Genomic DNA, 25528 nt, shown 5'->3' on the forward strand with positions numbered 1-25528 from the left:
GACTTTTTGAGAAGACGCACAAATGGGGCTGGCTGGCATGATAGGAAAGCATCAGCACTACATTCTACTCCTCTATCCTTACATATTTAGCACTACCCGAAATTCTACATCGGAGTCTTTGAGCAGGGGAACTAGCTGTGGGAGTGCAGTTTTAGCTTCTGTGCCGATACTCCCCAAGGCAGAGGCAGCATTGACGCGCACACCTGCATCGGAGTCTTTGAGCAGGGGAACTAGCTGTGGGAGTGCAGTTTTAGCTTCTGTGCCGATACTCCCCAAAGCAGAAGCAGCAGTGCTACGCACATTTGCATCTGAGTCTTTCAAGGCTTTAGCAAGGGCAGGAATAGCAGGAACACCAATTTGTTTCAGAACTTGGGCAGCACTCCGCCTGACTAGCAAGTTCTTATCCTGCAAAGCTTCCATCAAATCGGGAATAGCTGGTTCACCTATTTTTCCTAACTTCTGAATAGCTGCATCAAGTTCCCTTTGATTGTTACTCTTTAACTCCTGAATTAAGGAATCAATCTCTTTGGGATTAGTCTTGGATGCGCTGAGGTTTTGGGCCGCAACATAGCGAGTCAACAGCAACGGTGATGTGAAAGATAGAAACGAAAGGGCAATTACGGCAACTAATCTTTGTCGGTAGTGCTTCGTCATGGCCAGAATCCTTATATTTGATGGGCCGTTTCAGTCATTTGAATTATTGTATCTACATTCTCATCCAATTGGTTTCCAGAGTCCGGGCGATCTAAATTTGTGCTTGTCAGTGGTGAAGCAGATTTTGAGATAAACTGAAAGTTACTTATCTGTATCAGCTTTCCTATGCTCATTCCAAATGCAAAGAATGCAGTTGTTAATATTCGTAAACTTCGTGATTACTGCCTCAATTTATAACACGACGATGGCAAGCACAAAGCAAGGCTTTTTTCGTCAATTATGGGGATGACGGCTGATGATGCTGAGGAATTGCGCCAAATCTTGCTTGAAGTCGTTAAGACTCACGAAGCTCAGTTAGGGAGGCAAGATGAATTTGGGCAACGCTACACTCTAGACTTTAGAATTGAATGGCAAAATACAAATGCAACTCTTCGGAGTGGCTGGATCGTTGAGCGCGGGTCGGAAATCCCCAAATTAACGACCTGTTATCCTTTATAATTAGTGGAGGTAATAAACATGATAAACAGTACAAGCAAGTTGCTAGATGTTGTAGCCCTGACCGTTGACCTTCCCCAGTACAATTTGTGGCGCGGGCAGGAGGTTGGGACGATAGTTGAGATGCTAGCAGATGGTGCTGCATTTGAAGTTGAATTCAACGATCGCAATGGACGAACTTACGAATCTGTCGGGTTACGTCCAGAACAAATCATGGTACTGCGTTTTGATCCAGCAGCCCCCGATATCCAGTATAAAATGGTGACAGTGTAATGCGGCCGGGCAACCGTTTTGCAGCGGAAGGAACGAAGCAATACCAAAGCGCAAGCGAATTGCTTGGTTCCTCGCAATGACATGATGGCATTTATTTATGTTTGCCGAAGTCTAAGGCCTAATTAGATAATCACTATTCTATCATATTTGATGATTGGCGAACCACTTACCTTATCACAAACTAATCCCGTCTTAGAAGCCCAAGGATTAACTCGCCGCTTTGGCGGTTTAGTGGCTGTAAATGACGTATCTTTCACAGTTCAAAAACACGAGATTTTTGGATTGATCGGCCCTAACGGCGCTGGCAAGACTACTCTGTTTAATGTAATGACTGGACTGATACCTGCCTCTAGTGGCAATCTGATTTATCAAGACGAAAATATTTCTAAATTGCGGCCTTATCAAATTGCGAATAAAGGTATTGCCAGAACATTTCAAAATATTCGGTTGTTTGGGGAACTTTCGGTGTTGGATAATGTGGCGATCGCCCGACACATCCACAGCCGATCGCAAAATCCGGTATTATCTCTACTATCGGGGATTTTAGCCTTACCAGAGTCTAACGCAATGGAGCGCCAAACCCAGCGGAAAGCGCGGGAATTGTTGGATTTGGTCGGATTGGGCGATCGCGCGGCCGAACCAGCCAAAAACCTGCCCTACGGCGACCAGAGGCGCTTAGAAATTGCCCGCGCCTTAGCCCTAGAACCGACAATATTGCTGTTAGATGAACCAGCGGCGGGGATGAATCCCAGCGAAAAGCACAAGTTAAGTGAATTTATCCGGGAAGTGCGGGAACAATTCAATTTAACTGTAATATTGATCGAGCATCACGTACCGCTGGTGATGGGATTGTGCGATCGAATTGCGGTGCTGCATTTCGGTCAGCTTATTGCTTTGGGCGAGCCTGCTGTCGTCAGGAATAATCCTGCTGTGATTGAAGCTTATTTAGGAGATGAAAAATAACTCAGACAACCCGGCGATTGGAAGGTTGCAAAATAACCCAGCGATTGGAAATCGCGTCTATATAAACAATGTCCGCCTGCGCGGACTAAGAGTAATCATTACTATTAAATAGACCTCTCGCATAATTTTTTTGAACAGGTATCTTGCCTGTTCAAAACTATCTTTTTGGGAGATGTCTAATGTATCTCCCAGTCCTTTAAAGATGACTTTTATTATGAGACAGAGGTTTAAAACTCCTGGCAGACTGCGGGAAAAAAGAGAAAACCGATCGCTTATAATACAAAATATCAAGCAAAAGAACAATGCACGATCGCCCAACTGAAACAAAAGATAACATCCTCTTAGAAGTCAAAAATCTCTGTGTAAATTACGGAGGAATTCAAGCCCTAAAAAATATTGATTTAACCGTAAATGCAGGCGAAGTTGTCAGCCTCATCGGTGCTAACGGTGCGGGGAAAAGCACCGCCCTGAGATCAATTTCTAAAATAGTTAATTTGCGTGAAGGACAAATAATCTACAGCGGGCGCGATATTACTCGCCGTCAAGCTCACGAAGTGGTAAAATTAGGCATCGCCCACAGTCCCGAAGGGCGCAGGGTTTTGACGCAGCAAACAGTGTTAGCTAACTTGGAATTGGGGGCTTACGTGCGATCGGACTTTGCGGCCGTCAAAGCCGATTTAGCCCGCCAATTCGAGATATTTCCGCGCCTAGCAGAAAGGCGCACTCAACTAGCTGGAACCCTTAGCGGTGGGGAACAGCAAATGCTGGCGATCGCCCGCGCTCTGATGTCGCGCCCCAAACTGCTATTATTAGACGAACCCAGTTTAGGCTTAGCACCGGCGATCGTCAAAGAAATTTTCACAATTATTCAAAACCTGCGCTCCACGGGCGTTACAATTCTCTTGGTAGAACAAAACGCGAATTTAGCACTGCAAATTGCCGATCGGGCTTACGTACTAGAAGCTGGTAAAATTACCCTCACAGGTATAGGATTGGACTTGCTAAACGACGAGCGAATCAGGAGCGCATATTTAGGTTGACTTGGTTAATCTTTGGAATTCTTACCGCTTTTTTTGAAGCAATAAAAGACGTTTTCAGCAAGCAAAACCTGAAAAAAAACGATGAATATGTAGTAGCTTGGTCGCTAGCATCTTTTTCAGCCGTCTTTTTAACTCCCTTGCTATTTTTCATAGAAATACCCCAATTAAATCCGCAACTAAACCCGCAATTTTGGATAGCTTTGTCAATCGGAGGAAGCATCAACGCAATCACAGCTATCCTCTACATAAAAGCCATCAAACTCTCGGACTTATCCCTCACCGTCCCGTTAGTAGCTTTGACACCCTTATTCATGCTGCTAACCTCACCGTTAATTGTCGGCGAATATCCCAATTTTTTTGATTATATCGGAATTTTTCTCATAGTCACAGGCTCCTATCTATTAAACATTAAAGAAAAATCTCAAGGATACCTAGCCCCCTTCAAAGCATTGCTGCACCAGCCAGGACCAAAATTAATGTTAATCGTAGCATTCCTCTGGAGTATCACCTCAAACTTTGATAAAATAGGCGTGCAGAACTCCTCCCCAATTTTTTGGTTGTTCTCTTTATTTACGACTATGAGTCTTTTATTGCTACCAGTTTTACTCAACAAAACCCCTAACCCCAGCCGCAAAATCATGCAGCAATTACCAATGCTAGCAACAATGGGTTTTGTCAATGCTTTAGGAGTCATTTTTCAGATGCAAGCTTTAACAATGACTTTAGTCGTGCAAGTAATAGCAGTTAAACGTACCAGCGTATTAATGGGTGTACTGTTCGGTCATTTTATTTTCAAAGAAAAAGATATCCAGCAAAGATTGTTAGGAGCTGCTATCATGATTGTAGGAGTTTTCTTTATCACATTATGACTTTTATATGTTCGTAGTGCGGACTTCAGTCCGCTCCAAATACGATAACTAAAGTCCTCACTACAAACATCTTTTTTAGTGTAATACTTAAGTAAGAGCTTTTGTCTCTAAAAATTGTAAAAATTTAACTTATTATAGAGTAAAAAATAATGCACAAAATAGCAGCCACACCCGGAGGTTGGAACCCTCAAGCAGAAGGAGTAATTTTTATTCAACAAACTCCAGCACCAATCGTATTTATTAGTGCTGCTGACACCGACATTCAAACACTCGCGGCCGCCTCCTCCAAAATGCCGCCAGAATTCCCCAAAGTGCGCGCCGTAAACTTGCTTCAGTTACAGCAACAATTAACCATAGATACCTATGCAGAGGAAATTTTAGAACAGGCGGAGGTGATAATTTTAAGGCTATTAGGCGGGCGTTCCTATTGGTCTTACGGATTAGAAATTCTGCGGGAAACGGCGCAGAAAACTAATGCAGCATTGATTGTGATGCCCGGTGAAAACAGTCCAGATCCCGATTTAATCAGCCATTCCAATGTATCGCTGTCAGCAGTCGATAGACTGTGGCGCTACTTCACCGAAGGCGGAGTCCAAAATTTTGTTAACGCCCTCAAATTTACTGCTGATACTTGTCTGAAAACTGCTTACAATCCGCCTCTTCCTCAAACAGTTTCCCGCGTCGGAATTTACGATTGGCGGGGAGGTGGTGAAGCCTGTTTAGAGATTTTACAACCAGATGCAGAACCCCCTAAATCCCCCTTATTAAGGGAGACTTTGACACCAGATGCAGAACCCCCCTTATTAAGGGGGACTTTGACAAATTCTTGCTCCCCCCTTATTAAGGGGGGCTGGGGGGGATCTCCAGATTTACCATCACAAACTAAAGTCGGAATTTTATTTTATCGGGCTCATTACTTATCAGGAAATCTCGCACCTATTGATGCACTTTGTCAAGCTTTGAAAGAGCGAAACTTAGTGCCAGTTCCCGTGTTTGTATCTTCGCTGCGGGAGCCAGATTTGCAAAGAGAATTGCTGCAATATTTCCAGCCAAAAGACTCAGAAAAAATTCAATTATTGCTAAACACCACAAGTTTTGCAGTCTCCGGTTTCAGCAGCCATGAACCGGAACAAAACAGTTTAAAATCCTTAGACATTCCTGTATTGCAAGCAATCTTCAGCGGTGGCGGTTTGGAACAGTGGGAAACACAATTACAAGGACTTTCGCCCCGCGATGTGGCGATGAATGTAGCATTGCCCGAAGTAGACGGAAAAATCATTACTAGGGCTGTTTCTTTTAAAGCTGTACAGACTTGGAACGATGAATTAGAAACAGATGTGGTAGGCTATGTCGCAGCGGACGATCGCATTTCATTTGTAGCAGATTTAACCGCGAATTGGGTGAAAATGAAACAAACCCCAGCCGCCAACAGACGCATCGCCATTATTCTCGCCAATTATCCCACCCGCAACGCCCGCTTGGCCAACGGCGTCGGCTTAGATACGCCCGCTAGCTGTGTCGAAATCCTCAAAGCGATGCAGCAAGCCGGTTATCTAGTTGAAAACATCCCCGCTAGCGGTAACGAGTTAATTGAACTCCTGACTTCTGGCGTGACAAATGACCCGGAAGGACGCGAATTGCGGCCAGTTCATCAATCATTAGATTTGGCAGAATATCAAGAATATTTTGCTAGTTTGCCGCAGGAAGTACAGGATGGAATTTGCAATAGATGGGGGTTGGCAGAAGGTCATACACAAGGTAGGGACACGGCATTGCCGTGTCCCTACTTTCCGATTCCGGGGATTCATTTTGGCAATGTGTTTGTGGGAATTCAACCATCGCGCGGATATGAAATTGACCCGAGTTTGAACTATCACGCACCGGATTTAGAACCAACTCACAATTATCTAGCTTACTATTACTGGTTGCGAGAAAAATTAGGAATTGATGCGATAATTCATGCGGGAAAACACGGCAATTTAGAATGGCTTCCCGGTAAAAGTATTGCCTTGTCTAACAAATGTTATCCCGAAGTAGCATTAGGCGCGATGCCGAATTTTTATCCCTTCATTGTCAACGATCCGGGGGAAGGTTCCCAGGCAAAAAGACGATCGCAAGCCGTGATCATCGACCACCTGACCCCGCCGATGACTCGCGCCGAACTTTACGGGCCCTTGCAGCAATTAGAAGCCTTAATCGACGAATATTGCGAAGCCCAAAGCTTAGATCCGTCTCGATTACCGATGATTCGCGATCGCATTGTAGCCCTCACCAACCAGGAAAACTTAGATAAAGACTTAGGAATCCAGCTAAATAAATCCGAATTTACCGAATTTATTACCCGTACCGACGGCTATCTTTGCGAGCTCAAAGAATCGCAAATTCGCGACGGATTGCACATTTTTGGTCAATGTCCCCAAGGGCGACAGTTGAGAGATTTAATTATTGCGATCGCCCGCCATCCTAGCACAAATCGTTCCGGCTTAACCCGCTCCCTCGCCAAAGACTTAAATTACGATTTCGATCCCTTAACCACCGCCGGCGACTTAACAGCCGAATTAGAAGAAAAAGCCGCTGAATTAGTAGACAATTTAATCGAAAATATCCGCGTTTCTCCGTGCTTATCTGCCGTTGCAAATCCAGAAATTGGAGAAGCAACCCAACTAGAATTAGACTGGATAGAAAACTATCTTTTGCCTTCACTCCTCCAAACAAACCAAGAAATTACTAACCTGTTGCGCGGACTAGATGGGCGACACATCCCCAGCGGCGCATCCGGCGCACCCACTCGCGGCAGACCCGATGTATTGCCCACCGGTCGCAATTTTTACTCAGTAGATATCCGCGCCATACCCACAGAAACCGCCTGGAGAGTTGGTCGAGTTGCTGCGGAAACTTTAATCGAAAGATACACTCAAGAAAATGGCGAATATCCCAAAACTTTGGGTTTGTCAGTGTGGGGAACATCGACAATGCGGACAGGGGGAGATGACATCGCCGAAGCCTTAGCACTAATCGGAGTTCAACCAGTTTGGGATGGGCCTTCGCGCCGGGTTGTAGATTTTGAAATATTGCCTATTTCAGTTTTGGGACGGCCGCGGGTTGATGTTACTTTGCGAATTTCTGGATTTTTTAGGGATGCTTTTTTTAATTTAATTGATTTGTTTGACAGTGCGGTAAAAGCTGTGGCCAATTTAGAAGAACCTGCAGAAGATAATCCTTTAGCAGCGCAAGTTAAACAAGAGATTTTGGATTGGGAAGCGGCGGGTTTGAGTCGAGAAGATGCAGAAGTGCGATCGCAATTTCGAGTCTTTGGTTCAAAACCGGGGGCTTACGGCGCGGGACTTCAAGGCATAATTGAAGCTCAAAACTGGACAGGCGACGGCGATTTAGCAAAAGCTTACATTAATTGGAGTAGTTACGCCTATACAAGTACCCCAGCCGGGGCGGGCACGCACCATTCACCGCCCCTACAAGGGGGGGCTAATTCCCATACCCCCCCAACCCCCCCTTATCAAGGGGGGGCTAAATCCAACTCTTGTCCCCCCCCTTACCAAGGGGGGGCTAGGGGGGGTGAATTTACCGGGCGTGAATGGGGATGTTGTGCACCCGAAGCATTTGAAAAACGCCTCGGCGAAATGCAAATAGTTCTGCAAAACCAAGACAACCGCGAACACGACATCCTCGACTCCGACGATTATTATCAATTCCAAGGCGGAATGACGGCGGCAATTCGCAATTTGCAAGGCAAAAATCCTGAAACTTATTTCGGCGATAATTCGATTCCAGAAAATCCGAAAGTGCGAAAACTAAAAGAAGAAATTGCGCGGGTTTATCGCAGCAGGGCGGTAAATCCGAAATGGATTGAAGGGGCGATGCGCCACGGTTATAAAGGTGCTTTTGAAATTGCTGCAACGGTGGATTTTTTGTTTGCTTACGATGCGACGGCAAATTGTGTAGAAGATTTTATGTATGAAGGAATTGCAGAGGCTTACATTTTTGATGAAAAAGTGCAGGGATTTATCCAAGAAAACAATCCTTGGGCGCTGCGAGATATGGCGGAGAGATTGCTAGAAGCTCGCCAGCGGGGATTGTGGCAGAGTGCTAATCAGGATACTCTTGATAAATTGCGATCGATCGCCCTTCAAGCCGAAGCAGTTATCGAATCCCATACTGGTTTCTAGTCTGAACCGAGAAATGATAGAATATAGTTAATATGCGAGGAATCCATGTTGCGCGATCTCACCATCCAAAATTATCGCTGTTTTAAAGATTTTCATATCAACGACCTAGCTAGGGTTAATCTGATAGTCGGTCAGAACAATAGCGGTAAAACTACTTTTTTGGAAGCCATTTATTTATTAGTTAATGAAGGAAACATTCAGTTTTTACTTGAGGTGCTAAATAGCCGAGGTGAACTAACAGTCGAGCCTTCTAGACAAAGAAATGGCGAAGTCGTTTCTCAGCGTCATTATCAGACTTTACATCTTTTTTACGGTCATCAACTTAATAACTTCGGTGGGGCTATTCATATCCGCTCTACAAAAGAGGAGCCGCTCTCATTAAAAATTCAGCCTAATCCTATTGACCAGCAACTTACACTTCCTGGATTAGAGGATTTAGTTTTAGGTGGAGATTTATTCGGTGAGCTAGTTGTTTCATACGGACAGTATAGCAAAATAAGAATTCCTATCCGTACTGATGGAACTATAGGCGATTCGCGTTACTTGCGGTTGGGCAACACATCTAAGTTAGTTTTTCCTAGAGGGAGCAGCAATCAAAATTATTTTCTGACAACCACTAATATCAGCTTTGCGCGACTGTCTGTACTGTGGGATAGAATAACACTCACACCGAAAGAACAAAGTGTAGTAGAAGCATTGCAAATTCTGGAGCCTGATGTGGAACGGATTAGTTTCACGAGTCGCCAGACTTATAATAGTGGTATTTTGCTTAAACTTCGGGGCCAGCCTCACCCAGTTCCTCTAGGCAGTATGGGAGATGGTATGCGACGAATTATTAATATAGCAATGGCAGCCGTATCATCAGAAAATGGTTTTTTGCTAGTTGATGAAATCGATACTGGTCTTTACTATCAAACCCAAACTGATATGTGGCGATTGATATTTGAAACCGCAAAGCGACTGAACGTTCAAGTGTTTGCAACTACCCACAGTTGGGATTGCATAGCGGCATTTCAAGAAGCCTTAGACAACTCAGAAGATAGTTCGGTTGGCAAATTATTTCGCTTGAGCCGGCGCGGTGAGGATATCCGTGCAGTTGAATACACTCCCGATGAATTGTCCGTTGCAGTGCGCCAAAGTATCGAGGTGCGCTGATGCCAAAAGCACGAAAACCCCCTCAACCAAAACCTCAACAGTTATTGGTAGAAGGTAAGAACGACAGACACGTAATCTGGGCTTTGTGCCAGCAATGTCAACTACCAGAAACATTTTCCGTCGAAGTACCTCAAGAAGAAGGTACAGAAGGAGTTGAAGCGCTGCTCAATGGCTTGCCAGAAAGATTGAAAGCAGAGAATTTACGCACGTTGGGAATTGTGGTTGATGCCGATCGCAATTTAAGTGCGCGGTGGCAATCGATTAAAGATAAACTGAGTTCGATCGGCTATCGAGACATCCCCCAATCTCCCCCTCCCGAAGGCTGGGTTTGTTCACCTTCAGATCCCTACTTGCCTCGCGTCGGAGTTTGGTTGATGCCAGACAATCAACTTCCTGGAATGTTAGAAGATTTTGTCGCCTATCTAATCCCCCCCGGTGACATCCTGCATCCGAAAGCCGAAGCAATTTTACAAGACATCGAACAAGCAGGACTTAACCGCTACACTTTAATTCATCGTCCCAAAGTGCTAATCCACACTTGGCTGGCATGGCAAAAAACGCCGGCAATGCCGATGGGACAAGCAATAACAGCGCAGGTACTCAACTGCGATTGCCCGATCGCCTTAATTTTTATTGAATGGTTAAAACATCTGTTTGAACTAATTGCTCCATCCGCCGAATAATTAGTAATATCTACTAATGTTTCGCCAACGGTGAAAGCTGTATGATTCGCCGCTATATTGCTACCCTGACCACTAACATCTTAAAACTTACCTGCGCCGCCGCAACCGCGATCGCCCTAACAGCCGGATGTTCGCAGCCTAACCCGCCCAAAAGCCCAGGGGCATCTAACGGCATCGAATCCGCAGCCCTAGCGGAGCCGCCAAGCTCTGTGTTGGCTCAAAACCCCAACAAAAACCAAAAATCCCTCAGCGCTGCTTCCTGCACCCAAAACGACCCATTTGCGGAGTCAATTAGCTTTGCCACCCAAGCTTCTAATTTGGCTCAATCAGCCAATTCAAAAGAAAACTGGGACGAGGTAGCAGCCCTGTGGGTGCAAGCCGTCGCTTGGATGCAAGCGGTTCCCCCCGGCAGTCCCCGGCGGGCGTTTGCCGAGAAAAAAGTCACCGAGTACACGAAAAACCTGGTTTATTCGCAACAGCAAGCGAGCGCAACCCGATCGCAAGCCGCCAGTACAGTTAGTTTCAGCAGCGATTTGCTCAACGAACAACTAGAACTTTACCTATCCTACGTTGCGACTGTCGGGCCGCCAGATGTTTTGATTGTCGGCAGTTCCCGCGCCTTGCAAGGAGTCGATCCCAAACAGTTAAAACAAGCTTTGGCAGCGTCCGGGCGTCCGGGCTTAAAAATATTTAATTTTGCAATCAACGGCGCAACTGCACAAGTAGTTGACTTTCAACTGCGGCGGCTGTTGAAGCCGGATTATTTGCCTCAAATGATTGTCTGGGCCGACGGCGTGCGGGCATTTAACAGCGGCCGGGACGATCGCACTTTTAATTCAATCGTCGATTCACAAGGCAGCCAACTTTTAGCAACAGGCATTCGTCCCAAACTCCCGTCTGGTGAACCCAACGTGATTCCCCGGTGTTACAAATTCCCGCAGCCCTGTGGTGGTGGTGGCGGCGGTGGCGGCGATGGTATTTTCCGCAGAGCTCAGGGAGGAGGCGGGAAAGAGGCGAGCCCCACAATCAAATTCCTCTCTGGTGGAACGGAAATCTTGCCCGTTGTCTATGATGCAGCGCAGCCGACAACAGTAGCAATCAGACAAGTCAGCGCATCTGCAAATTCGATCGACTCCAACGGATTCATGCCCCTATCGGCGCGCTACAATCCCAACACCTATTATCAACAACGCCCCTACGTTTCAGGTAGGTACGATCGCGACTACGAAAACTTCAACCTCGGCGGAAAACAAGCAACAGCCTTTAACTCAGTCGTAGCATTTACCAAAACGCGCAAAATCCCCCTAATTTTCGTCAATTTACCCCTCTCCGACGACTACTTAGATCCCGCGCGACTGCAGGCAGAACAGCAGTTCCGGCAGCGAATGCAGCAACTCTCGCAGCAAAAAGGCTTCGCTTTTCGCGACTTGTCCCAGCGGTGGCCTGGCCGCAACGACTTTTTTTTCGATCCAAGCCACCTCAACCGTTTTGGGGCGATCGCCGTTTCTCGCCTGCTAGCATCCGATACCAGCATTATCTGGCCGCGCCCCAAATCCCGAATCAATGATGGGTGAAGGAAGAGGGAAGAAGGAAGAAGGAAGTTCGGCAACGGATTATGTACGGGATGTAACGGATGTAACGGATGTAAGTCCGTCGGAAGAAGGAAGAGGGAAGAACGAAGAGGGAAGAGGGAAGATGTCATTAGTCATCAGTCATTAGTCATCAGTCATTAGTGCTGTCGCCTCCTAGCTTTCCGTCCAACGTCCAACGTCCAACGTCATCAGGAAGAGGCAAGAGGGAAGATGTGGAAATGCGGTCATAATAATAATATTTCTTCCCGGCTTTCTCCTTACCAGGCAGATCCTGGTAACGCCGATCCACAGGCTCTGCCTCGCAATGCTCAAAAATAGTTTAAAATCTAACCTGATGTCCAAAACCAATTGGTGCGATCGAATATTTTAAGATATTTCAATCAGCCTAAAATTTAACAATCAAAAATCCAAAATCCATAGATTGTGAGCTCACTCTAAAATCTCAAAATCCAAAATCCAAAATCTAAAATCTAAAATAGATAGGTTGTGCAACTAAAACAAGTAATTATCGCCCACAAAGCCCGAGACATCATGAGCCAGCGGTGGGCAGAACAATGCGCCCGCCAGTTAGAAAGTCGCGGGTGTCAAGTTTTGATGGGCCCTAGCGGCGCGAAAGATAATCCGTATCCGGTGTTTTTAGCTTCTAGCAACAGCCGCATAGATTTAGCCGTGGTTCTGGGGGGCGACGGTACGGCCCTGGCTGCAGCGCGGAATTTAGCTGCTGACGGCATCCCGATTTTGGCGGTGAATGTGGGGGGACATCTGGGTTTTTTAACTGAGTCTTTTGATGATTTCCAGAATACTGACGAGATTTGGGACAGACTGGCGGAAGACAGGTATGCTGTGCAGAAGCGGATGATGTTGCAGGCGGCGATTTTTGAGGGAAACAGAACCAATCTCGAACCCCAGAGCGATCGATTTTTGGCACTCAATGAAATGTGCATTAAACCAGCTTCTGCCGATCGAATGCCTAGCTGTATTCTAGAAATGGAAGTTGACGGCGAAGTAGTCGATCAATACCAAGGCGACGGCTTAATTGTGGCAACTCCCACCGGTTCGACTTGCTACACCGCCTCCGCCAACGGGCCGATTATTCATCCCGGAATGGATGCGATCGCAGTTACTCCAATTTGCCCTTTAAGCTTATCGAGTCGGGCTGTAGTTTTGCCGCCCGGTTCAGTCGTCAGCATTTGGCCCCTAGCAGATTACGAACTCAGTACAAAACTCTGGACAGACGGCATTTTGGGTACTGCAATTTGGCCGGGACAGCGCGTAGATGTGCGGATGGCAGAGTGCGAAGCCAAGTTTATCATTTTGCGGGAAAACTATTCTTATTACGGCACTTTAAGGGAAAAACTGCAATGGGCAGGAGCTAGAATTAAGTACAGCAACAATCACCGCAATTAATCGATATTATTAATGTAGCAAATGTTTGAATTATTAAATTTTCGTTTCTAATCGGTTTTTGCTTTGAGATAAATATTTGGTTATCACTTTCCTTTGATTGCAAAAAAGCAATTGTGAAAAAAAAATCAGCGCCTGCTATCGTTATAGAAAATTTACAATAGATATGGAGCGTCAGCAATCAGCCCTTAACCTGCGGTGATTTCAGGATGAATTGCACCGAAACGGAGGCCGAAGTCAGAATCCTTAAGATATAGAAAAGAATCAGTTGTCAAAACAGGCAAGCGTGGTAAATTCTAACCCACACTAAGCGATCGATTAACGATATTTTCAAGAGGAGTTTAACAATGGCTGCATTAAAAGTCGGCATCAACGGATTTGGTCGCATCGGACGGTTAGTCATGCGTGCCGGCATCAAAAACCCCAACATCGAATTCGTCGGCATTAACGACTTAGTTTCGCCAGAAAACCTGGCTTATCTTTTCAAATACGACTCCACCCACGGAATTTATGACGGCGAAGTTGAAGGTAAGCCAGACGGTATCATCGTTGACGGAAAATTTATCCCCTGTACGTCAATTAGAAATCCAGCCGAATTGCCTTGGGCTAAAACAGGTGCAGATTATGTTGTAGAATCTACGGGATTGTTTACAGATTTTGAAGGCGCATCAAAACACTTGACGGCGGGAGCAAAAAGAGTAATACTTTCAGCACCGACTAAAGACCCGGAAAAAGTACCAACATATCTAGTAGGCGTCAATCACCACAAATTTGATCCGGCAAAAGATACTGTTGTTTCTAATGCTAGCTGCACTACGAATTGTTTAGCACCAATTGCCAAAGTTATTAACGATAACTTCGGTTTGGAAGAAGGTTTAATGACTACTGTTCACGCGATGACTTCTACTCAGCCTACTGTAGATGGGCCAAGCCAAAAAGATTGGCGGGGAGGACGAGGCGCGGCTCAAAATATTATTCCATCTTCAACTGGTGCGGCGAAAGCTGTTACTTTGGTGTTGCCGGAATTGAAGGGAAAATTGACGGGAATGGCTTTGCGAGTCCCAACTCCTGACGTTTCTGTAGTCGATCTTACTTTTAAAACGAGTAAGGAAACTAGCTACAAAGAAATTTGCGAGGCTATGAAAAAAGCCTCGGAGGCCGAACTGAAAGGCATTCTTGGATATACTGAGGATGCGGTGGTTTCGACGGATTTTCGGGGCGACGCGCGATCGAGCATTTTTGATGCAGGTGCGGGACTTGAACTGAATTCTACGTTTTTTAAAGTCATTTCCTGGTATGACAACGAGTGGGGTTATTCTTGGCGCGCGATCGATTTGATGCTGTCGATGGCCGAGAAGGACGGTATTTTGAGTAAGTAGTATTGTATTGTGGTTCGGCGGGGCGATCGACTGCTAGCACTAATCAATGCAGGTTTTCCCGCGCTGAACCTACTATTTCGGTAGACCGCTATAGGTTAAATTGTTGTTATTTGCGATCGCACTTTAATCATGTCAGAATTACCGCCACTCAATCACGAAACTATTTGGGCTATCCTCAACGAAGAAATGGACGATGCTGCTGTTAACAGATTAGTTTGGCTGTATCTGGGCTACCGCTGCGATGCCGAGACTGGGGTGTGGAATAATGAAAATGTTGCACCGGAATGGTGCCAAGATTACCCGGAACCGCCGGATTTTATCGATTCTAGGCCTGCGACGGTGAAATTGACGCGATCGACCCCTCCAGAAAACAAGCAGTTACTGAAGGAAAAATTGGGGTTTAAGGGCTATAAAATTGGGGAATTCGGGCCCAGACAGACTCGCAGGGCGACGATGGCTAATTGGTTGATGGGTTTTATGGAAGCTGGGGTGTAGATGGAACTATATTTTTTGTTGAAAAGTGCGGTAGCCAGTAGGTGTAAAATTTGCAATGTTGAATTTTGAGGCTGTCATGTAGATGCTGCAAGAGTTTGATGCCTTTGGAGCGAAAAATCGATTAGCACGATCGCCCCTATTCTCTTCACCCCTCTACCTCTGCGATCTATGCGCCCTCTGCGGTTAAATCTAAAAATTCCATCTCCCCGCTAACTATCGCGGGCCGGCGATCGTCCAGCCCGCCCCAAACCCTTCACTTCACCCAAGCCCGATGACCCATCAACGCCGCAAACGGCCGCACTCCTCGCAACTGATTTGACAGCGGCAAATGACCCCTAGGCGCGCTCAAATCCCAAATAAACTCCTGCGGGTAGCGCGTCCAATTATTCCCCTTCTTCCAACCAATTAGCGGCCACAATTTATCCCAATTCTTGCCCGAACTCATCCAAATTTCGCGCTGCACCGAAAAGCCAAATTTACCTTCGGAATGAACTTTCCACAGCACATTCATTGTTTGCAAATCCGCCACCGGCAAACTCTCAACTTGCGTAAAATACAGCCACTTTCTTTGCAAAGCTGTTTCGCCCGCCAATTCACAAAGCTTCTCTAATGTCAAGCGATCGGCTTCTTGAAATTCCTGTAGCGCCAATAATTGTTGCAGCGGAGTGTAATCAATGTTAGAGTCCGATCGCAGCGGCACAACTCCAGTCGGAAAATTTGCCTGCAAAAACTCCGTAGCTCTCGGAGAGTCAGCACTGTAAAGAATTTGGTAAGCCTTACCCATTACCGCCGTCGGTTCCTCCGACTTGCGTTCTAATAAAAATTCCATCAATACGTCCCAACCGGCATCTGCTATGTGTTGTTGCAGCAGTTGCAGTTGAGCTTTTTCCGAACCCGACCTCAACTGAGAGCGTAGTTCGGCTGTATCGGCCGCCGAGTCTAAAGGAGAAGTAGAAATCGAGTCAGTCATGGGAAACTATCAGCTATCAGCTATCAGCTATCAGCTATTAGCTGAAGCCCTGGTTTTGCTCCATTGTACAACGGTACTGACTTCGATTCACTTCTCTATACTCCGATGGTTGCTCGTACCTTAGCGCCCTAACTCCGCCCCCGGCCAAGTCGAGAGTCGGTGGCGGCAATCGCAACCGCCCTTTACCATCAGAAATTTGCGATCGATCCCGTGCAAAAAAGTTTCTTACCCAGCTTAGTCGTCCACGATCGACACCCATGCAGAGAAAGAAGGGGGAAAATAGTTGATGTCATATTCGGAATCTTCCCACTCTTTGACCCAAAGCGGTACAACGCCGGGGCTAGGAGTTGCCGCAAAGATTCGGTCTTTCGATTCGATCGAGTGAAATAGCTGTTTCAAAGTATCTCCCCGATCCAAAGCTTCGCTGAGAATGTCGTCCAAGTCAGGATCTACCCGTTTGACGCGGTTTTTGTCCTCCTCATCCAGCCACAGAAATTTCAAAGACTTGAGATCCCTCGGACTGAGAATGCTCTTGTAGTACACGCGCTTGAGGGTAGCTACGGGTTCTAACGACCGTTCGATCCGGCGAATTTGCTGAACTCGCAGGTAGTGCCATTCCGCTAAACGCTTGCGTTCCGAAGGCGCGAGAGTTCCCTTCCCGTTCGAGTGTTTGTAGTCATAGTTAATTAAACTGCAAGCCATATTTGCCAGCAGGTGAATTAACTGTTTTTCTTTGGGTGTCGCCTGACGCCTTTCCTGGGTTCTAGTCAATACCCGCTGTCTGCGGGTAGTTTCGAGAATATTTTCCATTGGATTTTTAAGATATGAAATACGATTGTGCCAGATCCGAATCCCGAACATCAGAAGGTAAGGAAGTCCCAAGGTCGGGAAACTCCACCGACAGACTCGCCTCACCTCTTTATTTTCTCATTCACCGTTCTTGGAAGCTGACTCCACCCCCCGATATTAGGTAGACTGATATTCGCGATCGACTTTTGACCGCCTCAAGCCGAGGCGGTTGCGACAACAAACATCACAACCACAACTACGATCGCAACCGCACTGCGGGCAAACCACACAATATCGCCAATTATTTCCTGCCTTTACCCGTTTTGACCTCTTCCTGGTCCCCATCCTCATTCGTTCCAGTGTAGTTGAAGTCGGGATGACTCCCGGAAACCGTCAAACTGCTGGCTGTTTTTGGTTGTGGGACGATCGCAGAAGCGCTGGCGCTACCTGCCTGGAAAAAGCCGACGCCCGCCGAGGCAATTACCCCTAATACTAAGATGCTGTTTTTCATGTTCGATGACCCTGATTTCCGTAGATTGGCACTTTTTGGCTAACCCGATCTTTCAGAAGTGGGTTGATGCAATAGCCCACTTGTCTTCTGATAAATCTACCTGCCATAATCAATTCAGACAGGCACACCCGCTTGCGATCGAAAACGCCAGAAGTGACGTGTTACTAATGTCCACGATCATCCACCAACCTGAATTTTTTGGGTAGTGGGGCTAAAGCCATCAGGGCGTCGATCCATCAGGGAGTTATGTCATCAGGGTGCTCATCTATCGGGTAGTTAATTCATCAGGGCGCATCTTCTACAATTAGCCACAGACTTAGCTTTTATAGTTGAGCGAGTGGTTGGCGGGCACTGACAAAGCCTTTAAGAATTAAACTTTTTGTGGATTCATTCCAAAAAGTTTTTCCTTAAAAATCCCCGCGCTCATCGAAGTCGGGGGAGTGTCAGCAGCATGGAATTCCATGCTATCTAAGTCAACAAAAAAAACGCAGATTAACGATATCTCCCACTCAAGCAGTCCTCAGCCAAATGCTGAGGTTTTTTATTGCTACTCATTGCTGAGCATTTTTTTGTCTGCATTCGCCAGACGGAGCAGAAGGCAGAAGGTTGAGGGCATTGCAGTTATGAATTTCCCTGGCAATATCATACCATCGGGTGAATTTTAAAGTATTATTGTCAAAAAATATGAACTTAATGGCGTTTTGATGTTTTCAATCCGATCGAGCCCAAAAAATAGATATAGTTATAGTTTATGTAAACCAATGTAAATAATCGGATCTCGGAGTCCGATCGCCCGCCCAACCAGATTTGAGGTCAACAGTTGCAAAGATACGGTAAAGATTGAGCAGCAGAAAGTTTAGTTAGTAGACAATAGAGAAAGAGGCACAAAAATTTTCCACAAGAGTAAGCTGGCAATAATAATTATTGCAATTTGTAACCTTTCGATCGCACAGTATAGGGGCGCAGGATCTTGATGAATTCCCAGATGACAGCATTGGTCAACTCAACCTACCAATATCAAGTCGGAGGATATTTGCCTGCCGGTGCGCCCACCTATGTCAGGCGATCCGCAGACAGCGAACTCTACGAAGGACTCAAAGCCGGACAATTCTGCTACGTGTTGAGTTCGCCACAAATGGGCAAATCCAGCCTGCTAGTGCAAACAGCCAAAAAGTTGCAAGCAGAAGGTACAGTTTTTGCCGCCATCAACTTGAAAAGCATCAGCAGCCCGGATATCTCCCTCCAAAAGTGGTACGGGGCGATCGTACACCGCATCGCCAGCAGTTTGCACCTCACCAACAGGTTTGATGCCATCAAGTGGTGGAACGATCGCGAACTGCTGTCGCCAGCGTACCGATTAGAGATATTTATCGAAAAAGTTTTGCTCAAGTCAGTTCGGCAAAATCTGGTAATTTTCATCGATGACATTGACAGCACTAGAAACCTAAATTTCAGTACCAACGATTTTTTTGCCACGATCCGGGCTTGTTACTCCAAGCGGGCAGAACAACCCGAATACGATCGCCTGACTTTTGCAGTTTTTGGAACAGCCGCCCCGTTAGAATCGATCCGAGATTCAAACTGCAACCCTTTTAATATTGGAAGATCGATTAATTTAAGTCAATTCCAACTCGAAGAAAGTTTGCCACTAGCAAAAGGATTGGCACTCAAAGCTTTTCGTCCCCAAAAAGTGCTCCAAGAAATATTAGTTTGGACGGGCGGTCAACCGTTTTTGACTCAAAAGCTTTGCAACTTGGTACTTGAATACGGGTCTTTTATTGGCCGAAATTGCGAAGCCCAGCAAGTCAAAACAATACTCAAACATCGAATTATTAAAAATTGGGAAGAATGGGACGAACCCCTACATTTGACAACAATTCGCAAACGCATTTTCCACAGCCGCTGCGACCTCACCAAGCTGTTAACCTGCTACCAGCAAATTTTGCGATCGCCAGACCAGACAAAACCAGCAGAAGCGCCGGGATTAGCGGTAGATTACTCTGCCGAACAAATAGAATTGCAACTGTCAGGACTGGTTGTTAAAGTTCAGGGTAAATTAAGAGTTGCCAACCTAATTTATCAGTCAGTTTTTAATCAATTCTGGGTGGAAAAAGAATTAGGAAATCTGGCACCCTACCGCGAGGCGCTGGCAGCGTGGCTGGCTTCCGATCGCGAAAATGACTCGCACTTATTGACCGGAGAAAGTTTGCAGTCAGCCTTGGATTGGGCGGCGAACAAACAATTAAGCCAAGAACACTATTGGTTTTTGCATCCGGGAACTTTTCAGGAAAAACCGACCATCATTGTCCCACAAGTTGCAGACCGCAGTCCAGAAATCGATGCAGACAGCAGCATTCTCACCCCGCCCTCAGATACTGTTCAATCCGGCAGCAACGAACAGAGATTGTACGATCACATCGTCTTCTGCGTGGAAACAGAATCCCCCCCGCAGGTAATCGAGCGGTTCCGCAAGCTATTTATCGACGGTATGGGCTATCCCGATCGCTCCATTGAAGCAACTCTATACAACATAATCTCCGTCAAGCGATCGGATCGGAACTTTAAATATATTCTCCACCGCTGCTGCTACATCCCGATCAACCGCTGGCAATTGCACTCGCAGAACAAATTTGCGATCGCCAACCTAGTAGCTTTATTTCAACAGACTTCTCCCCGATTCGGGATGGAATTTTACATAGTCAAGCGCTTGCAAGAACAAATAAAATTCTTTACTAAAAGTCAAGAATTCCAGACCTTAGAGCGTTTAGTAAAAGCCGTAGAACAAGACCCGGAAGCAGAGCAAGAAAATAGTCGTTACCCCTTGGGTCAATTGATTTATCGGTATCCTTATTTGTACGGGCATTCTCTGCTGAGCAAGGACAGCGTTGAGGAAGACCAGCAAACAATCAAAAAACTAGAAATTCAAAGATTGCGAAAATTTGAAAATAATTTATCTCAATATTTGAATTATTTGGTTGAGCCGAGAAATACAGAGATCGGCATTGTGGAACGCGCGCCTAATCCGACACTTTTGAATGATTCAGAACTGCACTTGGCTGTTAGGGAATTTGTCGGAAAAGTGGCAGGCGAGCGCACCCACAAAGAATCGGCTCAGTTTTTCTTAAGAGATGCCAGACAAACTCCATCTTACAGTTCATTTAAAGTTGATTTGTATGAATATTTAATCTCGGCAGTGGAGCCAGAATACGGCGGTCGTCAATTTAATGACCGCTTGTACAGGTACATCAAAAATACATTTTCTGAAAGCGATTCGGGGAAATTAAATAATATATTGTTAGCTCGGACTTGCAACCAATTGTTCAATTTTTTAGTAGTGGAAAATTCCCAACATCTCAGTCACTACGTTTTTTACGACTTGGTATACAACCTCGGCCCCAGCCGGACAATTGCTTTAATGCTGAAAATCCTGCTGCTTTCGGGCAAAGTTAAGCCTGAGTTGGAAAAGCGATTGTCTATTTTGTTCAATCACTATGAAGGTAAAGCTTCTGATGAAATTATGTGGTTTATAAAATCATTAGAAAATTTAAATGTGGCTTTGGCGGTGAATTTTGGCAAGACGGATTTGTCGTTGGTCAAAAAGCATCTTATTTTGAATTAAAAAATAACTATAGCCTTTCTCAGAAAGATGAGATACTATGCGGGATTGGGCATTGGCCAAACAGGGCATTGGCCCGCGCAGGCCAAACAGGGCATTGGCCAAACAGGGCATTGGGCATTGGGCATAGGCCTCTGCGGGCATACCTCATATCAAATCCTCTCTTCATCGGAATGATTCAGATATATATTCTCGGACTCTGTGTACTCTGTGTTCTAGCGCCGGTTAAATCATTCCGATGCAACCGGAAACGATATCACCACGCGATCGAACCGCTATAAGTTGATACAAAAGTGTAGTATTATTCAGTAAACAAGATTGAATTAATTGGTTTTCAAGAGTTGAAATTATCTGCGTCCATGGGCGTTTATCTACCTGACATCTGCGGTTTGCCCATCAATCAAATATCTATGCAATAAGTCTAGTAAAAAACAATATGATCAGCTATCTCAAAGGCACTGTCGCCAATATCTCCAAAGGCAGCAACCGCGTCATTTTGACTCTCGAAGTCAATCAAGTTGGCTATGAAATCCAAATTTTACCCCGCGTGACGGGTCAATTGCCAGCTTCCGGCGAAATCGCCCAAATATTTACTCACCAGCAAGTTAAGGAAGACCAAATCGTATTATACGGTTTTGGTAGCGCGGCAGAACGCGATTTGTTTAGGCAGTTGACGAGTGTTAGCGGTGTTGGTGCTCAACTGGCGATCGCCCTTTTGGATACTTTAGGAATGCAAGATTTAGTCCAGGCGATCGTTGGCGGAAACACCCGCATCCTCGCCAAAACCCCCGGAGTGGGTACAAAAACCGCCGAACGCCTCGCCTTGGAACTCAAAAGCAAACTCTCGGAATGGAGACAGGAAGCAGGTTTGACAACTTCTGTCGCCGCCGGAGTCCCCGCAGCTATTCAAGAAGAAGTCGAGATGATCCTGCTGGCGATGGGATACACTGGGGCGGAAGTTTTGCAAGCCTTGCAAACCCTTAGTCAAGACAGCAATTTGTCCAACAAAGGTAATGCGGATGATTGGATACGCGAGGCGATCAGCTATTTAAGCCGATAACTAAATCAGTTGGCGACAAGCAGCCGCCACTTCGCTGTAGCGGAATTGACTTCCCCCCAAGGGGATTTAAACTCGCCCGATCGCCCGGTCAACCCTTGCCGCCAAAAAATCAACCCCCACCGTTCTCGATCTGTGATAAGATCCCAGATTGTGACATCGTACAAAAAAACATAAAATCAATTCATGCCACTTACACAACAGCGCAAACTAGAAATCATGGGCGATTACCAAACCCATGAAACTGATACCGGATCGGCAGATGTCCAAGTCGCCATGCTGACCGATCGCATCAGCAAACTCAGCGCCCACCTGAAAATCAACCAAAAAGACTTCGCCTCCCGGCGCGGTTTAATGATGATGATCGGCCGTCGCAAGCGCCTCCTAGCCTACATCCAAAAGGGAAGCGTTGAACGCTACAAAGCATTGATTGCCCGTCTAGGCATTCGCGGCTAAACATCAAAGCCAAAATTTGCGACAATATTCAAGAATCTTGGACAAAAACCAAGACCTATTGAATAAATGTTCGAGAATTCAGGTTAGAGATAAAATATGTCCTCCGAACCACCCCGCCAGCGCTTACCGTTTGAACCGGTCACAAATCGTAAAAAAACGCCTAAAAAGCCCCCAGAACCTGAAACAAATGCCGCCTTAGAGTCAAATGTTGCCGACAAGCAGCCTCCAGCTAACAAAACACGAAAACAGGCGCAATCCATCCCAGAAGCAGTCAGCAAACGCATGATATCGCGCATAGCGGTATTTTGCGGCATACCGACCATTCTGGGAATTTCCACATTTTTTGTGAGTTATTTGATAGTCAGCAAAGGCTTGTTTGACTTGCCGAACACAGCAGTATTGCTGGTAAGCATGGGCTGTTTTGGTTTAGGCGTATTGGGATTGAGCTACGGACTCCTCTCAGCTTCCTGGGATGAAGAAACTTCAGGAAGCACTCTGGGGTGGGAAGAATTCACTACCAATTTTGGACGGATGCGAGAAGCATGGCGCGCCGCTAAACCAAAAAGTTAAAAATCATTAGTCATTAGTCATTAGTCAGCAGTCATTAGTCAGCAGTCATTAGTCATTAGCATTTTGTAGGGGCGGGTTTAGAAGAGGATATATGATACAAGTGACTAAAAAAATTGCAAAATCCGCCCTCTGAGTCATCAGTCATCAGTAATTTAGCTAACAGACAAAATTACCAAAATTTCAAAGGTTTTTAGTAAAAACTTCAGTTTTTTCTAGGTAAAATTGCCAGCAAAGACTTTAGTCATTACTATAAACAGGTTGTTATAATAGATTTGGGCAATTGCTAACTGAGAAATGATGACAGGTGAAAGAATCTAGATGAATGCAGAATTAAAATTACATCAGTTTTTCTTCGTGCATCCGTGCCATAATCCGTGTTGAGCGCAACAGACCAAGGGAAAAAAAATATGATTATTGTCATGAAAGTCGGCACTCCAGCAGCCGAGATCGATCGACTAGACGAAGAACTCCGCACTAACTGGGGTTTGATACCAGAAAAAATCGTTGGGCGTTACAAAGTCGTCATGGGTTTGGTAGGCGACACCGCAGAGCTCGAAGCGATGCAACTGCGCGAAATGAGCACTTGGATTGAAGAAGTGCTGCGGGTAGAAAAACCCTACAAACGCGCTTCTCTGGAATACCGCCAAGGTGAACCCAGCGGAGTCGCGATTGCTACTCCCTTGGGAACTGTGACGATCGGCTTAAATCACCCGATCGCAGTCGTAGCAGGCCCTTGCTCGGTCGAAAACGAAGAAATGATTGTCGAGACGGCGATGCGTGTCAAAGCTGCTGGCGCTCAATTTTTGCGCGGTGGAGCCTACAAACCGAGAACCTCTCCCTACGCTTTCCAAGGACACGGCGAGAGTGCTTTGGGACTGCTGGCGGCGGCGCGGGAAGCTAGCGGTTTGGGAATTATTACCGAAGTTATGGATGCGGCGGACTTAAGTGCGATCGTAGAAGTAGCCGACGTGATCCAAGTCGGAGCCCGAAATATGCAGAATTTCTCGCTGTTGAAGAAAGTCGGAGCTCAAGACAAACCAATTTTGCTGAAGCGCGGCATTTCCGCCACGATTGAAGAATGGTTGATGGCTGCCGAGTATATCATGGCTGCGGGCAATCCGAACGTGATTTTGTGCGAGCGCGGCATTCGCGGGTATGACAGGCAGTATACGCGGAATACGCTGGATTTGTCGGCGGTTCCAGTGCTGCGAACCCTGACTCACTTACCGATTATGGTTGATCCGAGTCACGGGACTGGTTGGGCGCAGTTTGTACCTTCGATGGCCTTTGCGTCGATCGCCTCGGGTACAGATTCCCTGATGATTGAAGTGCACCCGAATCCGAAAAAAGCTTTGTCTGACGGGCCGCAATCTTTAACACCGGATCAGTTCGACAACTTGATGGAAGAATTGGCGGTGATTGGTAAAGTCATGAAACGTTGGCCGCAGCCGGTGCCAGTTTTGGCGTAGAAGTATCGGTAATCAGTCACTAGGATTTAGCCTCGGCGGATCCCCCCTAACCCCCCTTAAAAAGGGGGGAATAAGAAATTGATCAAAGTCCCCCTTCTTAAGGGGGATTTAGGGGGATCTCCGGGGAATGAACAGTTTTAACCCAAGCGTATTGGGTTAAATCCCCGACTTCTTTAAGAAGTCGGGGATTTTGTTATTCGGTTTTTGGAAGAGAGGGAGAAGGGCGATCGTACTTCTAGGAATGTTGGGAAATTTTGTATAATTGATATTTGAGTTAATTAGCGAGAGGGCTGGGATTCATGGTAGGCATCGGAACCAAACTCACTTTAGCAGAATATCTAGCTTTGCCCGAGGGAGATGTATATTATGAGTTTGTAGATGGTGAAGCAGTTCCTAAACTGTCTCCAAAATTTTTTCATTCCAGTTTACAGGGAGCTTTGTGTCGCCTGATTCGTGGATGGTGTAAAGGACGGGGGCGAGTGCTTCCAGAATGGGCAATTTTGTTAAAACGTCAGGGTAAAGATTGGGCACCTGTTCCCGATTTAACGTACATTTCTTATGCGCGTCTGCCGAAAAGTTGGCGGCGAAATGAAGCTTGTCCGGCAATTCCTGAACTGGCGATCGAGATCATCTCTCCCGATCAAACGATGAAGGAATTTGAAGAGAAGGCGAAAGATTATTTGGCGGCGGGCGTTCCGCGAGTTTGGGTGATAGATCCAGAGGCTATTTTAATTAGAAGTTTTTTGACCGATGGTTTGAGTCAAGTTTATAGGGATAATACACTAATTTTGGATGAGTTGCTGCCTGGTTTGGAGTTGACGACTCGACTGATTTTTGAAGAAGCGGAATTGATTGATTGATTAAGTTACCCACAGTCAGGACACGGCATTGCCGTGTCCCTACA

The 25528-nt window shown here is 46.0% G+C and carries 22 protein-coding genes and 1 pseudogene; 19 read left to right on the forward strand and 4 right to left on the reverse strand.

Going from position 1 to position 25528, the window contains the following annotated elements; translation table 11 throughout:
• Positions 1-78: 78 nt before the first annotated feature.
• Positions 79-654 carry a HEAT repeat domain-containing protein gene (locus tag QT998_RS21665; RefSeq protein WP_333117790.1) on the reverse strand — a complete coding sequence of 192 codons (576 nt, stop codon included), beginning with the start codon at positions 652-654 and terminating at the stop codon, positions 79-81.
• 249 nt (positions 655-903) lie between these two features.
• Here QT998_RS21665 and QT998_RS21670 point away from each other — a divergent pair.
• The 13 genes and pseudogenes from QT998_RS21670 to QT998_RS21730 form a co-directional block, all read left to right on the forward strand.
• A pseudogene (locus tag QT998_RS21670) lies at positions 904-1152 on the forward strand (DUF6883 domain-containing protein); the annotation flags it as partial.
• A gap of 18 nt (positions 1153-1170) precedes the next feature.
• Positions 1171-1422 carry a DUF4926 domain-containing protein gene (locus tag QT998_RS21675; RefSeq protein WP_333093145.1) on the forward strand — a complete coding sequence of 84 codons (252 nt, stop codon included), beginning with the start codon at positions 1171-1173 and terminating at the stop codon, positions 1420-1422.
• Between the two features lie 150 nt (positions 1423-1572).
• Positions 1573-2385 (forward strand): ABC transporter ATP-binding protein, encoded by an 813-nt coding sequence (locus QT998_RS21680; RefSeq protein WP_333093144.1) that lies wholly within the window; start codon positions 1573-1575, stop codon positions 2383-2385.
• 302 nt (positions 2386-2687) lie between these two features.
• Positions 2688-3425 (forward strand): ABC transporter ATP-binding protein, encoded by a 738-nt coding sequence (locus QT998_RS21685; protein WP_333117788.1) that lies wholly within the window; start codon positions 2688-2690, stop codon positions 3423-3425.
• A complete protein-coding gene (locus QT998_RS21690) occupies positions 3422-4294 on the forward strand; it encodes an EamA family transporter (RefSeq protein ID WP_333117786.1) in 873 nt (290 codons plus the stop codon). Before QT998_RS21685 ends, QT998_RS21690 begins: the two co-directional genes overlap by 4 nt.
• Positions 4295-4443: 149 nt before the next feature.
• Positions 4444-8478, forward strand: coding sequence for a cobaltochelatase subunit CobN (gene cobN, locus QT998_RS21695; protein WP_333117785.1), 4035 nt, complete (start codon positions 4444-4446; stop codon positions 8476-8478).
• 45 nt (positions 8479-8523) lie between these two features.
• Positions 8524-9633, forward strand: coding sequence for an AAA family ATPase (locus tag QT998_RS21700; protein WP_333117784.1), 1110 nt, complete (start codon positions 8524-8526; stop codon positions 9631-9633).
• Positions 9633-10316: a DUF3226 domain-containing protein gene (locus tag QT998_RS21705; protein ID WP_333093139.1), complete on the forward strand. Its 684-nt coding sequence runs from the start codon at positions 9633-9635 to the stop codon at positions 10314-10316. Before QT998_RS21700 ends, QT998_RS21705 begins: the two co-directional genes overlap by 1 nt.
• Positions 10317-10357: 41 nt before the next feature.
• Positions 10358-11890: a hypothetical protein gene (locus QT998_RS21710; protein WP_333117783.1), complete on the forward strand. Its 1533-nt coding sequence runs from the start codon at positions 10358-10360 to the stop codon at positions 11888-11890.
• On the forward strand, positions 11880-12035 hold the full coding sequence (locus QT998_RS21715) for a hypothetical protein (protein ID WP_333093137.1): 156 nt from the start codon (positions 11880-11882) through the stop codon (positions 12033-12035). The genes QT998_RS21710 and QT998_RS21715 overlap by 11 nt, the downstream gene beginning before the upstream one ends.
• Before the next feature lie 359 nt (positions 12036-12394).
• Positions 12395-13315 carry an NAD(+) kinase gene (locus QT998_RS21720; RefSeq protein ID WP_333093136.1) on the forward strand — a complete coding sequence of 307 codons (921 nt, stop codon included), beginning with the start codon at positions 12395-12397 and terminating at the stop codon, positions 13313-13315.
• Between the two features lie 344 nt (positions 13316-13659).
• Entirely contained in the window at positions 13660-14691 is a 1032-nt protein-coding gene (gap, locus tag QT998_RS21725; RefSeq protein WP_333117781.1) for a type I glyceraldehyde-3-phosphate dehydrogenase, read from the forward strand.
• 129 nt (positions 14692-14820) lie between these two features.
• Positions 14821-15186 carry a DUF1823 family protein gene (locus tag QT998_RS21730; protein ID WP_333117778.1) on the forward strand — a complete coding sequence of 122 codons (366 nt, stop codon included), beginning with the start codon at positions 14821-14823 and terminating at the stop codon, positions 15184-15186.
• Between the two features lie 253 nt (positions 15187-15439).
• Here the strand turns inward: QT998_RS21730 and QT998_RS21735 are convergent, their stop codons facing one another.
• The 3 genes from QT998_RS21735 to QT998_RS21745 form a co-directional block, all read right to left on the reverse strand.
• On the reverse strand, positions 15440-16156 hold the full coding sequence (locus tag QT998_RS21735; protein ID WP_333117776.1) for a GUN4 N-terminal ARM-like repeat domain-containing protein: 717 nt from the start codon (positions 16154-16156) through the stop codon (positions 15440-15442).
• A gap of 234 nt (positions 16157-16390) precedes the next feature.
• Positions 16391-16966 carry a hypothetical protein gene (locus tag QT998_RS21740; protein WP_194012440.1) on the reverse strand — a complete coding sequence of 192 codons (576 nt, stop codon included), beginning with the start codon at positions 16964-16966 and terminating at the stop codon, positions 16391-16393.
• Between the two features lie 280 nt (positions 16967-17246).
• Positions 17247-17456 carry a hypothetical protein gene (locus QT998_RS21745; protein WP_194012439.1) on the reverse strand — a complete coding sequence of 70 codons (210 nt, stop codon included), beginning with the start codon at positions 17454-17456 and terminating at the stop codon, positions 17247-17249.
• A 985-nt stretch (positions 17457-18441) separates the two neighbouring features.
• Here QT998_RS21745 and QT998_RS21750 point away from each other — a divergent pair.
• The 6 genes from QT998_RS21750 (at position 18442) to QT998_RS21775 (ending at position 25484) form a co-directional block, all read left to right on the forward strand.
• On the forward strand, positions 18442-21075 hold the full coding sequence (locus QT998_RS21750) for an AAA-like domain-containing protein (RefSeq protein ID WP_333218148.1): 2634 nt from the start codon (positions 18442-18444) through the stop codon (positions 21073-21075).
• Between the two features lie 433 nt (positions 21076-21508).
• Positions 21509-22132, forward strand: a complete 624-nt coding sequence (ruvA, locus tag QT998_RS21755; RefSeq protein WP_194067110.1) for a Holliday junction branch migration protein RuvA — start codon at positions 21509-21511, stop codon at positions 22130-22132.
• A gap of 183 nt (positions 22133-22315) precedes the next feature.
• Positions 22316-22585 carry a 30S ribosomal protein S15 gene (gene rpsO, locus QT998_RS21760; protein ID WP_194012436.1) on the forward strand — a complete coding sequence of 90 codons (270 nt, stop codon included), beginning with the start codon at positions 22316-22318 and terminating at the stop codon, positions 22583-22585.
• 96 nt (positions 22586-22681) lie between these two features.
• Positions 22682-23155, forward strand: a complete 474-nt coding sequence (locus QT998_RS21765) for a PAM68 family protein (protein ID WP_333093132.1) — start codon at positions 22682-22684, stop codon at positions 23153-23155.
• Between the two features lie 407 nt (positions 23156-23562).
• Positions 23563-24624 (forward strand): 3-deoxy-7-phosphoheptulonate synthase, encoded by a 1062-nt coding sequence (gene aroF / locus QT998_RS21770; protein ID WP_194067112.1) that lies wholly within the window; start codon positions 23563-23565, stop codon positions 24622-24624.
• A 299-nt stretch (positions 24625-24923) separates the two neighbouring features.
• Positions 24924-25484: a Uma2 family endonuclease gene (locus QT998_RS21775; protein ID WP_333117772.1), complete on the forward strand. Its 561-nt coding sequence runs from the start codon at positions 24924-24926 to the stop codon at positions 25482-25484.
• The last annotated feature ends 44 nt before the right edge of the window (positions 25485-25528 follow it).

Origin of the sequence: Microcoleus sp. S1D4, assembly GCF_036700765.1 — a bacterium.
In the GTDB taxonomy this organism is placed as follows: Bacteria; Cyanobacteriota; Cyanobacteriia; order Cyanobacteriales; family Microcoleaceae; genus Microcoleus.

Coding starts and splice junctions, on each gene's coding strand:
- QT998_RS21675 (WP_333093145.1), top strand. CDS start 1,171: ATGATAAACAGTACAAGCAAGTTGCTAGATGTTGTAGCCCTGACCGTT.
- QT998_RS21735 (WP_333117776.1), bottom strand. CDS start 16,156: ATGACTGACTCGATTTCTACTTCTCCTTTAGACTCGGCGGCCGATACA.
- cobN (WP_333117785.1), top strand. CDS start 4,444: ATGCACAAAATAGCAGCCACACCCGGAGGTTGGAACCCTCAAGCAGAA.
- QT998_RS21680 (WP_333093144.1), top strand. CDS start 1,573: ATGATTGGCGAACCACTTACCTTATCACAAACTAATCCCGTCTTAGAA.
- QT998_RS21745 (WP_194012439.1), bottom strand. CDS start 17,456: ATGAAAAACAGCATCTTAGTATTAGGGGTAATTGCCTCGGCGGGCGTC.
- gap (WP_333117781.1), top strand. CDS start 13,660: ATGGCTGCATTAAAAGTCGGCATCAACGGATTTGGTCGCATCGGACGG.
- QT998_RS21715 (WP_333093137.1), top strand. CDS start 11,880: ATGATGGGTGAAGGAAGAGGGAAGAAGGAAGAAGGAAGTTCGGCAACG.
- QT998_RS21710 (WP_333117783.1), top strand. CDS start 10,358: ATGATTCGCCGCTATATTGCTACCCTGACCACTAACATCTTAAAACTT.
- QT998_RS21730 (WP_333117778.1), top strand. CDS start 14,821: ATGTCAGAATTACCGCCACTCAATCACGAAACTATTTGGGCTATCCTC.
- QT998_RS21665 (WP_333117790.1), bottom strand. CDS start 654: ATGACGAAGCACTACCGACAAAGATTAGTTGCCGTAATTGCCCTTTCG.
- QT998_RS21685 (WP_333117788.1), top strand. CDS start 2,688: ATGCACGATCGCCCAACTGAAACAAAAGATAACATCCTCTTAGAAGTC.
- QT998_RS21740 (WP_194012440.1), bottom strand. CDS start 16,966: ATGGAAAATATTCTCGAAACTACCCGCAGACAGCGGGTATTGACTAGA.
- QT998_RS21700 (WP_333117784.1), top strand. CDS start 8,524: ATGTTGCGCGATCTCACCATCCAAAATTATCGCTGTTTTAAAGATTTT.
- ruvA (WP_194067110.1), top strand. CDS start 21,509: ATGATCAGCTATCTCAAAGGCACTGTCGCCAATATCTCCAAAGGCAGC.
- QT998_RS21750 (WP_333218148.1), top strand. CDS start 18,442: ATGACAGCATTGGTCAACTCAACCTACCAATATCAAGTCGGAGGATAT.
- rpsO (WP_194012436.1), top strand. CDS start 22,316: ATGCCACTTACACAACAGCGCAAACTAGAAATCATGGGCGATTACCAA.
- QT998_RS21765 (WP_333093132.1), top strand. CDS start 22,682: ATGTCCTCCGAACCACCCCGCCAGCGCTTACCGTTTGAACCGGTCACA.
- aroF (WP_194067112.1), top strand. CDS start 23,563: ATGATTATTGTCATGAAAGTCGGCACTCCAGCAGCCGAGATCGATCGA.
- QT998_RS21705 (WP_333093139.1), top strand. CDS start 9,633: ATGCCAAAAGCACGAAAACCCCCTCAACCAAAACCTCAACAGTTATTG.
- QT998_RS21775 (WP_333117772.1), top strand. CDS start 24,924: ATGGTAGGCATCGGAACCAAACTCACTTTAGCAGAATATCTAGCTTTG.